Source organism: Candidatus Saccharimonadales bacterium (assembly GCA_035945435.1).
In the GTDB taxonomy this organism is placed as follows: Bacteria; Patescibacteriota; Saccharimonadia; order Saccharimonadales; family DASZAF01; genus DASZAF01.
The window spans coordinates 1-17095 of sequence record DASZAF010000028.1 but is presented as its reverse complement, the minus strand read 5'-3'; the positions used below and the strand labels follow the sequence as shown (position 1 = coordinate 17095).

At 52.2% G+C, this 17095-nt stretch carries 20 protein-coding genes; 15 read left to right on the top strand and 5 right to left on the bottom strand.

The annotated features are described in order from the left end of the window. Positions 1-143 precede the first annotated feature (143 nt). Both VGS28_04075 and VGS28_04070 read left to right on the top strand, forming a co-directional pair. Positions 144-680, top strand: a complete 537-nt coding sequence (locus VGS28_04075) for a hypothetical protein (protein HEV2412947.1) — start codon at positions 144-146, stop codon at positions 678-680. Positions 681-797: 117 nt separating this feature from the next. Next, positions 798-1490 (top strand): LytR C-terminal domain-containing protein, encoded by a 693-nt coding sequence (locus VGS28_04070; protein HEV2412946.1) that lies wholly within the window; start codon positions 798-800, stop codon positions 1488-1490. A gap of 2 nt (positions 1491-1492) precedes the next feature. On the opposite strand, the gene VGS28_04065 is transcribed toward VGS28_04070, so the two are convergent. Further along, positions 1493-1777 (bottom strand): hypothetical protein, encoded by a 285-nt coding sequence (locus VGS28_04065; GenBank protein HEV2412945.1) that lies wholly within the window; start codon positions 1775-1777, stop codon positions 1493-1495. Between the two features lie 44 nt (positions 1778-1821). Next, positions 1822-2547: a hypothetical protein gene (locus VGS28_04060; protein ID HEV2412944.1), complete on the bottom strand. Its 726-nt coding sequence runs from the start codon at positions 2545-2547 to the stop codon at positions 1822-1824. Positions 2548-2775: 228 nt separating this feature from the next. On the opposite strand from VGS28_04060, the gene VGS28_04055 reads away from it, so the two are divergent. Beyond that, positions 2776-3867, top strand: a complete 1092-nt coding sequence (locus tag VGS28_04055; protein ID HEV2412943.1) for a hypothetical protein — start codon at positions 2776-2778, stop codon at positions 3865-3867. Between the two features lie 6 nt (positions 3868-3873). On the opposite strand, the gene VGS28_04050 is transcribed toward VGS28_04055, so the two are convergent. Continuing rightward, complete coding sequence (locus VGS28_04050) at positions 3874-5445, bottom strand: MDR family MFS transporter (protein ID HEV2412942.1); 1572 nt, start codon at positions 5443-5445, stop codon at positions 3874-3876. A 398-nt stretch (positions 5446-5843) separates the two neighbouring features. Between VGS28_04050 and VGS28_04045 the strand changes: the two genes are divergently transcribed. The 6 genes from VGS28_04045 to VGS28_04020 are packed head-to-tail and all read left to right on the top strand — an operon-like array spanning position 5844 to position 10471. Further along, entirely contained in the window at positions 5844-6761 is a 918-nt protein-coding gene (locus VGS28_04045) for a CBS domain-containing protein (GenBank protein ID HEV2412941.1), read from the top strand. A gap of 53 nt (positions 6762-6814) precedes the next feature. Beyond that, the gene (gene aspS / locus VGS28_04040; protein ID HEV2412940.1) at positions 6815-8128 is read left to right on the top strand and encodes an aspartate--tRNA(Asn) ligase; all 1314 of its coding nucleotides are present in this window, start codon (positions 6815-6817) and stop codon (positions 8126-8128) included. A 1-nt stretch (position 8129) separates the two neighbouring features. Then, positions 8130-8678 (top strand): hypothetical protein, encoded by a 549-nt coding sequence (locus VGS28_04035; GenBank protein ID HEV2412939.1) that lies wholly within the window; start codon positions 8130-8132, stop codon positions 8676-8678. Positions 8679-8685: 7 nt separating this feature from the next. Continuing rightward, positions 8686-9495: a hypothetical protein gene (locus VGS28_04030; GenBank protein ID HEV2412938.1), complete on the top strand. Its 810-nt coding sequence runs from the start codon at positions 8686-8688 to the stop codon at positions 9493-9495. Then, entirely contained in the window at positions 9492-10028 is a 537-nt protein-coding gene (locus VGS28_04025) for a hypothetical protein (GenBank protein ID HEV2412937.1), read from the top strand. Before VGS28_04030 ends, VGS28_04025 begins: the two co-directional genes overlap by 4 nt. Beyond that, positions 10025-10471, top strand: a complete 447-nt coding sequence (locus VGS28_04020) for a hypothetical protein (GenBank protein ID HEV2412936.1) — start codon at positions 10025-10027, stop codon at positions 10469-10471. The genes VGS28_04025 and VGS28_04020 overlap by 4 nt, the downstream gene beginning before the upstream one ends. Here VGS28_04020 and VGS28_04015 read toward each other — a convergent pair. After that, a complete protein-coding gene (locus VGS28_04015; protein ID HEV2412935.1) occupies positions 10468-11754 on the bottom strand; it encodes a Mur ligase domain-containing protein in 1287 nt (428 codons plus the stop codon). The genes VGS28_04020 and VGS28_04015 overlap by 4 nt on opposite strands. 58 nt (positions 11755-11812) lie before the next feature. Between VGS28_04015 and VGS28_04010 the strand changes: the two genes are divergently transcribed. From VGS28_04010 to VGS28_03995, 4 genes are all read left to right on the top strand, one after another. After that, positions 11813-12427, top strand: coding sequence for a hypothetical protein (locus VGS28_04010; GenBank protein HEV2412934.1), 615 nt, complete (start codon positions 11813-11815; stop codon positions 12425-12427). A gap of 118 nt (positions 12428-12545) precedes the next feature. Continuing rightward, positions 12546-12746 (top strand): hypothetical protein, encoded by a 201-nt coding sequence (locus VGS28_04005; protein HEV2412933.1) that lies wholly within the window; start codon positions 12546-12548, stop codon positions 12744-12746. Positions 12747-12826: 80 nt separating this feature from the next. Then, on the top strand, positions 12827-13582 hold the full coding sequence (locus VGS28_04000; protein HEV2412932.1) for an ABC transporter ATP-binding protein: 756 nt from the start codon (positions 12827-12829) through the stop codon (positions 13580-13582). Next, positions 13582-14679, top strand: coding sequence for an ABC transporter permease (locus tag VGS28_03995; GenBank protein ID HEV2412931.1), 1098 nt, complete (start codon positions 13582-13584; stop codon positions 14677-14679). Before VGS28_04000 ends, VGS28_03995 begins: the two co-directional genes overlap by 1 nt. Before the next feature lie 4 nt (positions 14680-14683). Here VGS28_03995 and VGS28_03990 read toward each other — a convergent pair whose 3' ends face one another. Then, on the bottom strand, positions 14684-14974 hold the full coding sequence (locus tag VGS28_03990; protein HEV2412930.1) for a hypothetical protein: 291 nt from the start codon (positions 14972-14974) through the stop codon (positions 14684-14686). A 90-nt stretch (positions 14975-15064) separates the two neighbouring features. On the opposite strand from VGS28_03990, the gene VGS28_03985 reads away from it, so the two are divergent. Both VGS28_03985 and VGS28_03980 read left to right on the top strand, forming a co-directional pair. Beyond that, positions 15065-15571, top strand: coding sequence for an AAA family ATPase (locus VGS28_03985; protein ID HEV2412929.1), 507 nt, complete (start codon positions 15065-15067; stop codon positions 15569-15571). Between the two features lie 60 nt (positions 15572-15631). Continuing rightward, positions 15632-17095, top strand: a 1464-nt coding sequence (locus VGS28_03980) for a trehalase family glycosidase (protein ID HEV2412928.1), incomplete at its 3' end; no start/stop codon positions are given.

The window sequence follows — 17095 nt, the reverse complement described above, 5'->3', positions numbered from 1 at the left end:
AGCTGGTCACTATGTTCATTTTACATCTTCTACTGTGGCGCACAAGAGGGAACGTAAGCGAGATAATATGCCACTTTTCGGTCGAAAAAACAAAAGTCAAGAACTTTTTCTTTACTTTTGGGAAAGAGGTGTATAGTAGATGTATGGAAGAGTCTAAGCGTCACGATAACTATCTGGTGAGTATACTAGACAGCTCGGGCAAGATTATTGGCTCAAAGAAACGCGCAGAGATCGACAAACTCCATGATATCTATCATGGAGTTTTTATCTTCCTGATCACTCCACTCGGGGAGTTAATCATCAGCAAGATCCCTTCACGTAAGGATCTGCCGAATCTCTACGCCGGCAAGTTCGGGGTACCAGTGGCGACCATTATGAGGAGCGATGAGACTCCACTGCAGGCCGCTAAGCGAGCGCTCAAGCGCGAGCTCTACATTGATGCTACTCCGACGTACATCGGTGAGGATATACGCACCTTCCCCGATGGTTCGACGACCTATGCGACCAGCTACTTCTTGGTTGTAGAGGACGTACCTGCCAAGTTCAGCGCCATAGATGTCGGAGCGCCTAGGGCTACCAGTGCCCACGAACTGATTAAGGACTTGGTGCTTCACCCGGACCGCTACGCGCCGACACTCAAAGCGGCTTGGTCAGAGTGGCACGCTCGTCTGCCCGTCTAGTCCACGATTTACATACCCTGGTTTTTAGTTGCACATAGGGTGTGGTGTTCGTTTGACTCTGAACCTGTTTTTGCTTAAGATAGAGCATAGCATTTAACTGATGGGGAAGTTGTAACTGTGAGAGTACGCTATCAGCAGAATAGGTATCTATTTATCGGCGTTTCGGCCATTATTGTTTTACTGGCGATCGGGACGACTTACTACTACACCAAGTACCAGGATTTGAAGAAGAACCCGAACGCAGCCAATCAAGCGACTGCCAACAAGGTCATCCAGGAAGTAGGCAAGCTCTACGTTCTGCCCAAGGGCCAAACTCCGACCGTGGCCAAGATCGTCAACGTCAACTCTCTCAAAGGACAGGCCTTCTTCCGGAACGCGCAGGATAGCGACCAGCTTCTTATCTACACCAAGGCCCAACTGGCCATCATCTACCGCCCAAGCACCGACATGATAATTAACGCCGGACCGGTCGTGCTCAATAATAGCTCCGGCACCAGCTCGACACCGGCAGGAACGTCAGCAGTCCCCAGCAAGCCGGTCGTAGCCGTTCTCAACGCTTCTAGTACGAATGGTAAAGCTGCCTCCACAGGTGCATCAATCAACAGTAAGTTCGGCTCTCAAGCAAGTATCAGTTCAACTTATGCCAACGCGTCCGTTAAAGAGTCCAAGACTCTCGTCGTAGCTGTTACGAGCAGCGACGCCAGCCTTGCCAGCCAGATAGCCAGCTATCTTGGTGGGACAGTCGGCAGTATGCCGGCAGGACAATCAGTCCCGTCTGGTGCCAACATCGTTGTGCTTGTTGGCCAGTAGCGTTACCAATCAAAGACAACCCAAATAACGAAGATGATATAGGCGAGCATGACAAGGGGGCCACTCTTGGCCGCCAGTTCGCCAGCCAGTGAGCTGTCTGGATCAAACTCCCCCGATAACCAGCCGATCCAACGGGTGGCAAGAGCCAGGCCAAAGACAAAGTAGAAGATGAGCGTTAAAGCGTCAGGGGCCAGAGAGTTCTTCGCCGCTTGGGAGTGAACCGCCACAATAACGGCGATGATCACAAGCGATATGTAGTCAGATGTGCGAATACCCCGAGGATTCATGGGCTTATTTTGACATGGTTAAAACAGGTGTGTCAAAGAAGGCCCTAGAAGAGTGGCATGAATCCGCCTGGATTAACAGGTGCCGGCGCCAGTCCTATCGTGAAAGCGGTCAGCCAGCAGTTGGAAGCAACATCAGCAGTGTTGGTAAATACTCCACCGCCTATGGTAGTGGAAGCCGGTCCAACAATGCCGTTACTGTCAGCAATAACCGCGATCATACCTCCGCCTGTGCTGGCAAGCTGGCGCTGGGTGGTACCTGACGGGACACTTACCCCGGAGCCATTGTTGCCGCCGGCCATAATATAGATACCCCAGTCGTTAGCGGCATTGGTGGTTTTGGTCGGACAGGTGATAGTGAATGCCGATTGCCCCGGTATTGAGGTACCACCGATAACGTCGATTGAGCTCGTAGTACGTGCTCCGGTGTAGCTGGCCATGGCAGCTCCAATCCATGTCGTACTTCCTGGTGATCCCGTTTCGCTGACTGTGACGGTAGCGTGAGCCGACGATGCTGTTGCCACAGCAGAGTAGACAAATCCATAGGTGTAGATACCGGCTCCTGCTGCCAGTTCTACGGGGCTGACAATCGTCCATACTTCTGAACCTGTCGATGTGACTGAAAAGGCAGGTTGCGTTGAGTCCTCAGTGAAGACAACAATCCCGAGGATCATGACATCATTGACGAGGACTCCAGCTGGCGCGGTGTAGTTGATGCTAGTTACGTTAGCCGCACCGCCCGTTGCTCCCGTGTTATAACTTATACCCGCCACGCAAGTTCGTTCCTTAGCTAGTTTTTTATTGTACAGAACTCCCTTATGTTTTGCGAACGACCTCGAGAAGTAAGAGGGTAGTGACTCTAAGCACAAGCGTTCAGTCTCGAGATGTATTATTATTGGAAGTACGTAGAGACATGCTGCGGAGTTATTGCTATGGCGACGTATAGACTCTTTCCATCTACTAACGGACCGGCTTCTTCGGTCACTTATACTGGTCCATTCGTGAGTGGTATTAGTTTCACTGTTACCCAGCCGACGCTATATCTAGCAGGCTACTGGTGGTGGGTGGCGAGTGGACAGTCGACTTCAGCTCAGAAGTTCTGTCTCTGGTCGCTTGGTGACGGGCTTAACGCAGTCGTCCCCAACTCAACGGTTACTTCGGGGACACTTACGTCCGGGCAGTGGAACTATGTGCCACTAGCTACCCCTATTCCCTTATCAGAACGCTACGTACACGTCGCGGCCACTGGCTTTTCGAATAACTTTTCTGAGACTAAAAATCAGTTTGGTTCAGGCGATCCATACTCGGCGGGCATTACCAATGGCCCGCTCATGGCCTACTCAGATTCTACAGGAAGTGCAGTGTCGCCGGTTGCGAATCAACCCCAGGGCTCTTTCAGTATTGGCGGAACAGACCCTACGGTCAATATGCCCAATCAGAGCGACACCTCGGCGAATCTCTGGATAGATGTCCAGATTACCGATGTAGTTCCGGCTGGCGCAACCTATCGGCTCTTCCCTTCATCCACTGCACCGTGGCTGCTCGGGGGTTCCAGTGGTAACTTTACACTCACAACTCAGATTGCTATCTCACAACCTGTAACCGTCGAGAAGCTTTGGTACTATTCGGGAGCCGGAATGGCCGTTCTACCTTCGAGATGTGGTCTCTTTAGTACAACCTCGCAGACAGAGGTCGCGGGTTCAGATAATAGTTCACCGTCGTGGAAACTGCCAGGCGGCGGAGCGGCGGCGGCAGGGAGTGGCTGGGTCTACGTTGATTACAGTTCGTCTGGCTTGCAACTCCAGCCGGGTGGCTACCAGGTGGCCGTATACGCCAGCAGTGGCTCCAACTGGTTTACCTACACCTCGAACTACTGGAACAGCTCCAGTCCTTTTGTCTCAGGTAATAGTGGTGCAGGGAACGGGCCGATCAGCGCACCATCATCCGTCGCTTCGCTCGTCGGTCAGTGTGCCTATTTCACGGGGGCATGGGGTTATCCGAACACAAACAGCAATGGTGCAAACTGGTGGATTGATCTTGAAGTGATGCCTGCAAGCAACCCGGGCGCCTTTTTTTCGGTCTTCGGCCTATGAAGATTCTTACTCGTGATGTCTGAGCGGGATCTCTCGCAAGAAGAGGCTGATGACGAACGAGACGGCTACGAGCGCCGCACTGACGACAAGTACTTTATCGATGGAGTAGACGAAAGCTACTTTTAATTTATCTATGAACTCTGCATAGGCTGACATAGCAGCGGGGTGAAGCTGAGAGGGCAGGTGACTAAGCTGTGAAGTAATAGCCTGCTGTCCCTGCGGCGAGAGGATACCTTGGACACTGTTCTCATTAAGGTGGGCCACCTGGCTGCCATGGCCCGTCTTCTGGGCGATCTGGACAAACGCGTTGTTATGGAGATTGCTGAGGCGATGGACGAGGAAGTTGTTGAGGACACTACCGAGGGCTGCGACGCCGACTGTTCCACCAAGGCCCCTGGCAAGCTGAGTCGAAGATGACGATACACCCAACTGCGACTGCGGGAAAGCGTTCTGTACAACGAGGTTAAAGACCGGCAGGCCGACACCAAGCCCGGCGCCCGTGATGATCATGCCAAGAGCCATATGCCCCGCTGTCGTATGGACGCCAAGGTGGCTGAGCATGATCAGGCCGACAGTCGTGACTGCTAACCCTACAGACGCCAGGATCTTATATCGGCCGGTACGTGAGATGAACTGTCCAGCGGCGATACTAACGACCACGATGGACAGGACCATTGGAGTCAGTGCCAATCCGGCTCCAGTCGCTGTTGCCCCTTGGACCTCTTGTTTAAAGAGGGGGATATAGATAATGCCACCGAAGAAGGCACCACCAAAGAGAAAGACGATCGGAGCTGCCACACGAAAGACTGGATTCTTGAAGAAGCTCAGGGGAAGTAGGGGAGCTTCGGCTTTTCGCTCGACGAAGACAAAGGTGATAAAGAAGACCAAAGCAAGAGCAAACATGCTCAAAATCTGCCACGAACGCCATGCGTACTGGTTACCACCCCACGATAGCGCCAAGATGAGAGAGACCAGACCACCCGTGATGAAGGTAGCTCCAAGGTAATCGATCTTCTCTCGCTTTTGGGTGACATGAGGCATGAAGGTACTGATAAGGAAGAGGGCTAGAATGCCGATAGGCACGTTGACGTAGAAGATCCATCGCCAGTCAGTTGTCAGTCCGAACAAGTGATGGGTGTCTGTCAGATATCCTCCAAGCAATGGGCCGGCCACGGATGCTAGGCCAAACATAGAGGCGATAGCGCCCTGCCACTTACCTCGTTCAATGGGGGTGAAGAGGTCGCCGATAACGGCAAAAGCGTTAGACATTAATAGACCTGCGCCGATACCTTGGACAGCCCTGAAGGCTATGAGCTGATGCATGCTGTTTGATGTCCCCGAAAGCGCTGACCCGATCAGAAATACAGCGATTCCGAGTAGAAGAAACTTCTTGCGGCCGAACATGTCTGAGAGTTTGCCGCTGATAGGGAGGACGACTGTCGAAGTCAGAAGGTAGGCGGTGATGACCCAGCTCAGCTCCGAAAGACCATTGAGCTGGCGGATGATGGTTGGCAAGGCAGTACTGACGATCGTCTGATCAAGCGCGGCCAAGAAAAAGCCCGACATAACGGCGAGCATAATAACTATTTTCTGTCTGGTAGGGATATTCTGTAGCATCTTGATTTTCGATCTGGGAGTTGGGGACGTACAGCTGCCATCATAGCAAACTCAGGCCCAGTTTGACTAGCGGATTCGTAACTCTAACAGAGAGAAGATTAGCGCGACTTGTAGTAATGTTCATACTTTTCTCACGCACTCCCCTATTTCTACTTTAGTTCTATTTTTGTACTGAATGTTTTGTTGTTCTGGCATAGAACAGGATATATGATCTGCTGCAGTTCTATATTTGTACAGATCGTCTCGAGACCACTCCCCTACTTTTGACAACGTTTCGGATTGATGATCATAGTAGAGAGTCATCGTGCTACGAGAGATGGCTAGCGGCATGGGTCGAAATCACGTACACTATAAGCGTTATGGGCTGGCTAATACTCTGGATTCTTTTGGTTGCCGCGTGGTTAAAGATGGCCACTTGGACCAGCTTGTTGAACAGGGTGCGTCCGTGGCGGACACTCCAGCCACCGTGGCAGCGTTATCAGCGGCTTCTTGTCCGGCTTGAACACCTCAAGACCGGTTTTCAACTGCTCAACTGGTTCTTTACGGTCGTCACCATCAGCCTGATGGGTTACTTTGTAAGCAAGGACGAAGGGCTGTTAGTTGGCATTATTCTATCTATCGTCGTGGCTGCCGTCGTGATGAGCCTTTCATATGTCGAAGCACTCCAACTGCTTCTCCTGAGGCTGACTCTGTCGGTTCAGGGAGCGCATGGCACTAAACTTGGTTTTTTGGTCTCGTTCCTCCGCTTCTGCACCTCACTCGGTAAGTTGTTCTATCCTGACTATCCGTATTGGTACGACGAGAAAGAGATGGCGGCCTTTGTCGAATTCCATCATCGTCGCTACAAACATACCGAGAGCGACTCCGAGAAGCAGCTCGTCTCTTTAATGAAGGTTGATGAACGAAAGATCGGCCAATTGATGGTTGGCTTAAAAGATGCCCTGTTGATCAAAGGTGATGAGACAATCGGGCCAATTGTGCTCAAAGAGCTACACGATAGCAAGTACAGTGTCTTCGGCGTCTATGAGGAAAAACGTGCCCACCTAGTCGGAATCCTCGAGCAGGGCGTAGCTCTTAGCCACGCCTCGCGAAACGTTAAGGTCTCATCGCTTATGGATGAGCATATCCTCTATCTCGCTCCGGATACAAGCTTCAAAGAGGCGCTCGGCACCTTTATGGAAACGAACACGACGCTAGCGGCTATCGTTGATGAGAGTAGTAAGCCGATTGGTGTCATCTATCTCCGAGATATTCTCGGTAAGCTCTTCGGCGAATAGGTAACGGTACCCTTCTTGCAACCTGTCTCTCATCTGTTATAGTAGGCTCAACTATGGAACGAGTTCTTACCCGAGATATTGCTGATCACGTCGGCCAAAAAGTCATTCTCAAAGGCTGGTTGCATAAGAAGCGACTGCTCGGCGGGATGACATTTATAGTTGTCCGCGATCGTAGTGGTCTTGCCCAGGTGCTGCTCACCAGCAAAGAAGAGGTGGAGAAACTTCGTGAACATCAGATCGGCACCGTTCTCGTAATCGAGGGGACAGTCGTTAAAGATGAACGGGCGCCTGGTGGGGCTGAAGTGCACGACGCCACGCTGACTATTCTTGCTGCTGTAACCGACGAGCCACCCATCGAGATTGATAAGCCGCTCAGTCATCGCCCGGAAAATCTGGATACCCTCTTTGATAACCGAGTGATCGGATTGCGCAACATCCAGGAACGTGCCATCTTTGAAATCCAAGCCACCCTCTGTAAAGCACTACGAGCATTCTTTGACGAACGAGGCTTTACAGAGATGCATACGCCGAAGTTGCTAGCCGAGCCGACCGAAGGTGGCGCCGAAGTCTTCTCACTGGATTACTTTGGTAAGACCGCTACCTTAGCCCAAAGCCCTCAGTTTTATAAGCAGATGATGGTAGGGGTCTTTGAGCGAGTCTATGAGATCGGCCCAGTCTACAGGGCAGAACCGAGCGCTACCACCCGGCATATGACCGAATATACTTCGATCGACGCCGAGATGGGTTTTATAACTCTCGATGATCTCCGAAACCTCTTGAGCGACCTCCTTGGTCATGTTGTTGACGCTGTCTGGCGGGCTCACGAAGCCGACTTGAAGAGCTGGCAGGCGACTAAACCAGTTCTACCAAAAGAGATACCAGTCATGACGATGGCTGAGATCCATGAGGCTTATACGAAAGCGACTGGCCAGAAGACGATCGGTGAGAAAGATCTTCGTCCCGATGAGGAACGTTGGGTCTGCGAATATGCAGCCAAGGAACTACATAGTGAAGCGGTCTTTGTCAGTGAGTGGCCGGCTAGCGAGATGAAGTTCTACCATAAAGCCAACGAAAAGAACCCAGCAATCGCCGACCGTGTCGACCTTCTCTTCCGGGGAGTCGAGATCACGACTGGCAGTATGCGTGAGAACCGATACGAAGTGGTCATCGAACAGCTCGAAAAATTGGCCGGGGGAGACCCGGATGATCCCGGCTTTGCCCCGCTCCTAAGCGCCATGAAATATGGTATGCCACCACACGGCGGTTTTGGAATGGGGCTCGAGCGCGTCACTCAGCGACTACTCGGATTACATAACGTCAAAGAGGCTACCCTCTTCCCGCGAGACATCCACCGTCTCATGCCCTGATATGTCTGAACCAGATTCACCGGAAGCACTTACAGCATGGGAGAGTGCTGAACGTCGGCTGCCGCGTCGAGTCTACGAGGAACGAGGTGCCCAGATTGTCCTGGCTGGGGCGGCTCTTGCGCTGTCGATAGCCCTCCGCAGGCATCTTCCCGAGTTTATGCTTAGCAAAGGTACGCTCGCGGGTCTTGTCCGTCTTGGTGCAGCTGCGGCAATGATGGTCGTGAACGCAGCCGGGGACCGTTATCGTCGTAAGGCCGTAGAATATGCTGACAGAATCGGAGATATTATTCCGGTAGATGCCCCAGATCGTTCATCGCCTCGTGCAGATCGACTTAGGCAAGGTGGCTCGACACTTGGTCCTCTTTTTCTAGGATTGTCCGGACCAGCTAGCTTTGTCTCTCCCTTCGCGACTACACTACCAACAGTCTTTTGGGGCGTAGAAGCTATGGCCAACTGGCGTAAAGCTCGACGGGTTCACACGGCACTCGACGCATATACGCCGGATAATGTTCACTATTTAAGGAACCCAGGTCCTGAGGAAGCTGTCTGACAGAGTTATGCAGACCATCCTTGATAGCCAGTTTAGGCGTCTCGTATGGGCTCATTACAAACTGCATGGGCGGACGATGCCGTGGCGAGCGCAGCCGACTCCCTATAACGTCGTTGTCTCAGAAATCATGCTCCAGCAGACACAGGTCGAACGGGTTATTCCCAAATTTGAGTCCTTCACCAAACGTTTTCCGACGTTCGCAGCTTTAGCGGGTGCTCCTCTCGACGAAGTTCTCATCCAGTGGGTGGGTCTTGGCTATAACCGCCGGGCCAACTACTTGCACCAACTGTCGAAGCGAGTGGTTGGTAGTTATCACGGTCTGCTCCCCAAAACTGTCGATGATCTCGAAGCATTACCTGGAGTAGGGCCCCAAACTGCTGGAGCCATCCTCGCCTACGCCTATAATCTGCCGGCAGTCTTTATCGAGACCAATATTCGGACAGTCTATCTTCATCACTTCTTCGCCGACCGATCAGGTGTTGATGACAAAGAGATCGTACCCATTGTCGAACGGACGCTTGACGTTACTCAACCTCGGGAGTGGTATTGGGCGCTGATGGACTATGGCACGTCTCTCAAGAAGACTATTGGCAACCAGAACCATCGGAGCCGTCACTACACCCGCCAGTCGACTTTTGCAGGTTCATCGAGACAGCTGCGGGGCACGGTTGTCAAACTGCTCGCTGAAAGGCCATTAAATAGACACGAACTGGCTGAGGTGATTGGTGACGAGCGTCTCCAGTCGGTTATCGATCGACTGGTTAAAGACGGGCTCGTTGAAGAGGTTGGCAGTCGTGTACAATTGAAGGGAAGATGAAACTACGACACCTATCAGTAGCTCTAACAGGGGTTTTGCTGGCCGCAACCTCACTGGTTGTCTCGCCGGCTTCTGCAGTTAGTCTCAGCCAACAGCAGCTGGGTGTGGTGGCTAATAACTGCTACGTAGGCCAGGTCGGTATGCAGCATCTGAGACGGGACGATGTGGTTCTGCGGATAAACTTGGGCAACCTTTACGGAGCTGTCGTGGCTCAGGCTTCAGCCTTCACTACCCGACTCGGCAACGATAACGTCAAAAGCAAAGCCATCACTAGTACGACCCAGTTGCTCAACTCCTCGGAGAATCAGTTCCAGAACGATTTCAATAATTATGCTATTCTGCTCGAGAACGGCCTATCTCTTAACTGTGCCAGTAATCCACAGCAGTTCTACAACATCCTGACTGAAACCCAGGAAGCACGGGCCGACACCAATCGTGACGTCCAAAGTCTCAACCAACAGCTTGGTCAGTACATCCAAGAGATATCCGCACTGAAACCGCCAACCTCTGGCCAACAAGGAGCAACCCAGTGATTGAGCGAATCAAGACACGCTTTGATGCACTGGCCGCCAACCTGTTGCAGCAGACATGGGGAGAGCGTTCTCACCAGTTCAGCCTCTTCGGTTTTCTGACCGTCTCCATCATTATGTCTCTCGTTCTAGTTCTGATCAGTGCTTTTCTCTACGTCAACAATCCCGACTACGCCCTAGACATCACTCGGCCGGGCCTAAACGGTATCCCTAACCAGCAGCTGATCCAGGTTAACGACAATCAAAACTACAATACGACCGGCCCGGTGACCTCCGAGGTTATCAATAATGAGAAGAGTAGTATTCAGTCGCAGCTTAATAGCATCCAAAGCTACAACGGTTTTAGTAACCAGCAGTTGAATAACCTGACCACCCGTGTCTTAACTGACTGCGGGGCCGCCAACAAGACCTCTCAGCAGACAGCAATCTGCGCCGCCAACTATTAGATCTTGAAATTCTGGCGAGCCCAGTCGTCGATCGGGCCCGCACCCATAAAGATGACATGGGCACCTCTGTTGAGGTCTTCCTTGATTTTCTGGATCAGTGCGTCGTTCATCTCGGCCGGCTCAGCTTTGTTGGAATCGGCCAGGTTTTTGATAAGCTCGGCGGGTGAGAGGATGGGTAGGTCTTCCTGCTCTCGGGTGATATAGGTCGGCAACCAGTAGACATGGGCGGCCTGATCGAAGGCATCTCGATACTCTTTCGCAATGGCGTGTTGGCGGGTGTTCTGATGGGGCTGGTAGACGACGATGACCTCGTCGGCTACCTCTCGGACTGCTTGGAGATCGACCTTGATCTCTTTCGGGTGATGAGCGTATGTCGTATAGATTGCGCCACCGGCCGGGGAACGTGCCAGTACTTCCAGGCGTCTGTCGGTACCCGGGTACTTGCCAAGGATGGCTAGGAGCTCCGACTCATCGGCTTTCTTAGCACCTGCGAGCATCTGGTAGGCTCTCATTGCTTGGTAGGCGTTCTGTCTGACGTGTTCACCAACGAGTGGTAACTGCTTTCTGTCAGGTACGTCAGCATAGGTGAGAACGACTGGCTTCAGATGATGGTTATCCAGCTTGCTCAGGTCGTCTTCCCAGACAACCAACTGCCCGCACTGGGAGGCGAATTGGCCGAAGGCAGCCTGGTAGCTCTCTTTAGTCGGGTAAGTGTCGGGATGGTCGTAGTCAATGGTCGTGATGACCCCAAGATGAGGGTGAAAGGCGAGGAAGTTGTGGTCGTATTCGTCGCATTCGTAGATGAAGTAATGGCTACCTTTCTGGAACTGACCGTAGGGGCCAAACGGAACAACGGTACCGATCGAGTAACTGACAGGCTCGTTGAGCTGTTTGAAGAGCCAGGTGATCATGGCTGTAGTCGTGGTCTTGCCGTGAGTGCCGCTGATGGCTACTAACTTAAGATCTTGCTCTTTTAAGATATGGTTGATGAGCTCATCGCGCTTGGTCAGCTTGATATTGTGTTTCTTGGCAAAGGCCAACTCTGGGTGGCTTTCAGGCAGTGACGACGTAACAACTATCCAGTCTATTGGCGACTGAGTGTGGGCTGCAGCGATCTGGCTACCATCCTGGCCGATCTTGACGTCTACACCCCGCTCCTTAACGATATCCGTTAAACGGGACCGCTGGATATCTGAACCAGAGACTTCATAGCCAAGATCTTGGGCGATAAGGGCGAGCGGGCCGATGGCGACTCCCCCGAGGCCAGAGAAATATACATGCATACTATAACCTTACTCTAGGCCACCGTAAGCGGCAAATGGACGGTATAATGAGCGTAAGATGACGCTCGACAAGGGTAAGATCAATCATTATCTAAAGCAGTTTTTGAAGATCAGGATCTGGCAGTTGATACTGGCGACCATCGTCTTCGGACTACTGAGTATATATCTGCTCCGACAGAATAACCTCGGCATGATTACAAGGCGCACAGCCGTCGTTAGGGCCGACCAGGAAAACGGGAACGTCGCTGGGGCTTTGAGTAATCTGCGTGCGTACATGATGGATCATATGAACACCCGTATGAGCCAGCCACTTGAGTTGCAATATAGTTACCAGCGTGTCGTCGAAAAGCTGACCGAGCAGGCTGCCTCGAGTAACACCGTAGCAGACCCCGGGGTCTACCAACAGGCCCAGGCAGCTTGTGTTAACAGTGACTATATCGTCTACGCTCAGTGCGTTATCGACAAGACGAGGGCTGCTGCCAGCGGGACCAACCCCAACCTGTTCGTTCACTATCCACCAGTTGCTCTTTTCTCGTACCAATTCTACTCGCCCACTTGGAGCCCCGACCTGGCTGGCTTCTCTGTTCTAGTGACGTTCTTGCTAGCCCTGCTGATAGTTGTTCGGGCCTTCGGGGAACAGCTTGGGAGGTGGTTTTTACGACGCCACGTCTAACACCTTACAACAGGCTGAAAGAAGTAAAATCACTGTCTTTCTCTTGAAATATCATTGACAAACAGTTTACCGACAGCGTAAGGTATGATTACGTAGGCAACTAATAAGGAGGAAGACCATGGCTTACTCTTATACCAACTCGAAGGGGGTAACTTACTACCTGCATTCTAAAGTAGTCACTCTGCGTGGTGGCAAGCAGCAGCGCATTTATTACTTCGCCAAGGACGTACGAGACGCCGAAGCTGTTGACGAGCTCCCATCTGACCGAGTTGTGAACGAGAACCCACGAAACGGTTTCTTGACCCTTAAGAAGAAGTAGATCGTCCTTAGTCAGACGATTTTTTAATATGCCGGGGGGGCCTAATGGCTCCTCCGGTTTCGTGATATATTGAGGAAAGCATGCCAGATATTTTGAAAGTATCCCATCTAACCAAGTCCTATGGCGGCAAGAAGGTCGTCAACGATGTCTCATTTACAGTCAAGGAAGACGAGGTCTTCGGTATTATCGGTCCCAACGGAGCGGGCAAGACAACTACATTAGAGATGATCGAAGCGCTCAGAACGATCGATAGTGGCGAGGTTATTCTTGACGGTCTCGACGTTGCCAAAGAACCCCAAAAGGTCAAACAGATCATAGGAGTGCAGTTACAGAGTAGTTCCTTCTTCGACAAACTGACGTTGACCGAGCTTCTGGACATGTTCGCCAGCCTCTACGGGCAGCGTGTCGATGCGATGGCCCTGCTTGAGGAAGTCAAACTGAGCGAAAAGGCCAAGAGTACCATCAAAGAACTCTCTGGCGGGCAGAAGCAGCGCTTCAGTATCGCTTCGGCCCTTGTCAACGAACCGCGAATCCTCTTTCTCGATGAGCCGACGACTGGTCTTGACCCTCAGGCACGCCGTAACTTATGGGAACTCATACAGCAGATCAAGAAGAAGGGGATCACGGTCATACTGACTACCCACTATATGGAAGAGGCTCAGCTTCTCTGTCATCGGGTAGCTATCATGGACGGCGGCAAGATTATCACCCTGGATACTCCCAAAGATCTGATCAAGAAACTGCTCGCCAAGGGCTTTAAGAAGCATATTGAGGTCCAGCAGGCGACACTCGAAGATGTCTTTATTGATCTGACCGGGAAGGAGTTGAGAGACTGATGCAGTACTTTATGGCCGTCCGCAGCCTTGTTAGGATGCAGCTGAGGCGATTCTTCCGTAATCGTGTCGCCCTCTTCTTTACTTTCCTCTTCCCAGTCATCTTCCTGCTCATCTTTGGCTCGCTCTTTAAGACGAGCGCTTTTCACTTCCATGTGGCCGTCTTCAATGATGCTAAGACGCCGTATGCAAACGGTCTTGTCAAAGAGATTGAAAAGACAAAAGGTTTTAACGTCGCCAACGTCGACTCCATGAGCACGGCAAAAACAGAGCTTGGCGAAGGCCAGCTAGACAGTATTGTCGTCTTGCCGCCGGGCTTTGGAGAGCCGGACAGTCAAGGGGTGCCAGCCGGCACGGCTGTCAGTTATTATGAGCAAGCCAACCCGCAAAGCGGGCAGCAACTTTCGACTGTCCTCCAGAGTATTCTTGATACAACCAACAACCACTTCTACCATCAGCAGAAGCCACTTAAGGTCGCTTCCGAACCGGCTCAGACAACGAATCTGACTGAGTTCGACTATACCTTCTCGGGGCTGCTCGGTTTCTCGATCCTCTCTCTTGGCATCTTCGGGATGGCAAACGGTTTTGCTACCGACAAGGCCAACGGAGCTCTGAGGAGGCTGCGGGTCTCACCGATCAGAGCCTCCCAGTTGGTTATGGCTACAGCGGCCCAGTATGTGGTGGTCGGTCTTCTCTCGTTGGCCTTGATGTACTTTTTGGCTGTCAGGATTTTCAATTTCCATATGCACGGGAGCTACCTCTCCTTGATTGTCTTCGCTATTCTCTCGATCGTCATGATTTTCGGATTCGGCCTAACTATCGCCGGCTGGGCTAAAGACGAAAAACAGGCTGCGCCTCTGGCTAACCTGGTTGGTATACCGATGATGTTTCTAAGTGGAAGCTTTTTCCCCCGCTATCTGATGCCTGAATGGCTCCAGCATATCTCCGGGTACTTACCGCTGTCTCCTGTCGTTGACGGAATGCGCTATATCGTAGCTGAGGGTAAGACCTTGCCGCAGGTCTTACCGCAGATCGGTCTGATTGCGGCCTGGGGTGTGGTCATCTATATCGTCGCGTTCTACGTCTTCCGCTGGGAGTAAGCGACTAGTCCTCTTCCTCACGTTCGCCACCTGTTTCGTCGTCATGTAAGGCGGCCATGCGCGCTTGCACTTCCGACCAGGGTGGGGGAGTGTGTGTTGGTCGTCCGCGTCTAACCCACTGCCTTCTACGGGTCGCTCTACCCTCAGCCGCTAGACGGCCAGCCTCGGCCAGAAGCCGGCGCCTATCACGATCACCAGAGGTTTCACGCCCACTACCGGCAGCGGCAAAGGGTCTGTCGTCAAAGAGACCCCCGTCGTCAGGGTAGTGAGGTTCTTGTTGAGGCCCTTGATTCATATTCACTATATTAACACATTACGCTTATGTTTGCAAACTCTCTTATAAACAGCTGCTGCTGGTGGCGTGCATCTGTGCTATCTTTATGTAATGCCATCCTATCTGATAACTGGTAACTCCGGCTCTGGTAAGTCGAGCGTCATCGAAGCACTACGCCGTAGAGGCTATACTGCATATAATACCGATGATCTACCGGCGACACGCCTCGAAGATATGTCGGGCCGAGCAGTCGATTGGCCGCCTAAACCGATCGACTGGTCGAAATATGCATGGAACTGGCAAGGGGAGGAGCTCAAGAAGCTGCTTGCTAGCGACGAGACTGTCTTTGTCGGTGCGATAGTCTCCAACCAGGCCCAGTTTTACGATCTTTTCGATAAGATATTCGTGTTGACAGCCACCCCGGCTACAGTGCGCCGCCGCCTCCTGAACCGGACGAATAACGACTTTGGTAAACATCCCGACGAGTTGAAGGGTATTCTTGCCTACCATGTCCACCTGCAGAAGAAACTGTTGAGGATCCCCACGGCAGTTACTATCGACGCCAACAGACCGCTGGACACAGTTGTTGACGATATTGTTGCCGCCATCTCTACTTAACCCCATAGGCAACGGGGTGATATAGTTGATTATGTAGTTCACTAAACGGATTAGAGCCACTTGCCAAAGCCCCTGCACGCCCTCAGACATATTCTCCACCGAATCGATAGCGCGACCCCTATACAACCATCAACCAAGTCGCCAGATGAACTCCTCGGTGAACTCTTTCAAGACGTCCAGACACAGCGTGTCTATCGTGACGGCATCACCTTTGTCGACCTAGTGCCAGCTGTCAGACTAAAGAAGATTCTCGACCTCTATGAGCTGCAGCGTCAAACACCTGGTTTTAACTTACATGCTTTTGTCGACAAACACTTCCATAAGTATCTGGTCCAGGGGCCTGCCTACCATACAGATCCGAACCATACGATCGAAGAGCATATCAACGAGCTGTGGGATATTCTGACCCGCGAAACGCTCGACAGTAAAAGCGCCCTTATCCCCGTACCTTATCCGTTTATCGTACCCGGAGGTCGCTTCAGGGCCCTCTATTACTGGGACACCTACTTTGCTATGCTCGGCCTGGCAACTGCTGGCAAGTGGGATCTTATCGAGGGGATCATGAAGGATTTCGTCTACCTTATCCGGAAATTCGGCTATATCCCGAACGCCAGCACCACCTATCAGGCCAGTCGCTCTGAGCCGCCATATTTTGCCTTCATGGTCGACCTGGTCGGCACCCATAAGGGCAAAAAACGTAGTCTGGCCCGCTATCTGCCGTATATGCGCCGCGAGTACCACTTCTGGATGAACGGGGTCGATAAGCTCAAAGACCGACAGGTCGCCTACCGCCGGGTAGTCAGAATGCCGGATGGTGAGATCCTCAATCGCTACTACGACAACAAGAGCACACCCAGGCCCGAAATGTATCGCGATGACATTGATACGGTTGCCGCGGCTCGAGATCGCCGACCGAGTAAGGTCTATACGGACATCCGGGCTGCAGCAGAGTCGGCCTGGGACTTCAGTTCTCGCTGGTTTGGAGACCGTAAGCATATGGCGACTATCCACACGACCGACATAGTTCCGGTAGACCTCAACGCTATGCTTGCGTATCTTGAGCTTGCTATCGCTCGTGGCTATGAGGCAATCTTACAGAGTCACCTGGCGGAAAAGTACCACCAGCGAGCCATCAACCGGATCGCCGCCATCCAGAAATACTGTTGGGACGAGAAGGAAGGTTTCTACTTTGACTATGACTTCTCGACCCAAGAGCACACCGGTGTCTACTCGCTGGCTGCCGTCTGGCCGCTCTTTTGCGGGATTACCACCCAGGAGTGTGCCGAGCGGGTAGCAGCCAGGCTGGAGCGTGACTTCCTCAAAAAGGGCGGGTTGGTCAGCACCCTTATTAACACCGGGCAACAGTGGGATAGTCCCAATGGCTGGGCTCCTCTGGAGTGGGCTGCTATTAAGGGCTTGCGCCACTATGGCCTCAATCGCTTAGCTAACGAGGTTAAGAAGCGTTGGATTGAGACCAACATCAACGCCTTCAACAGGGACTACAAGCTTGTCGAGAAATATAAC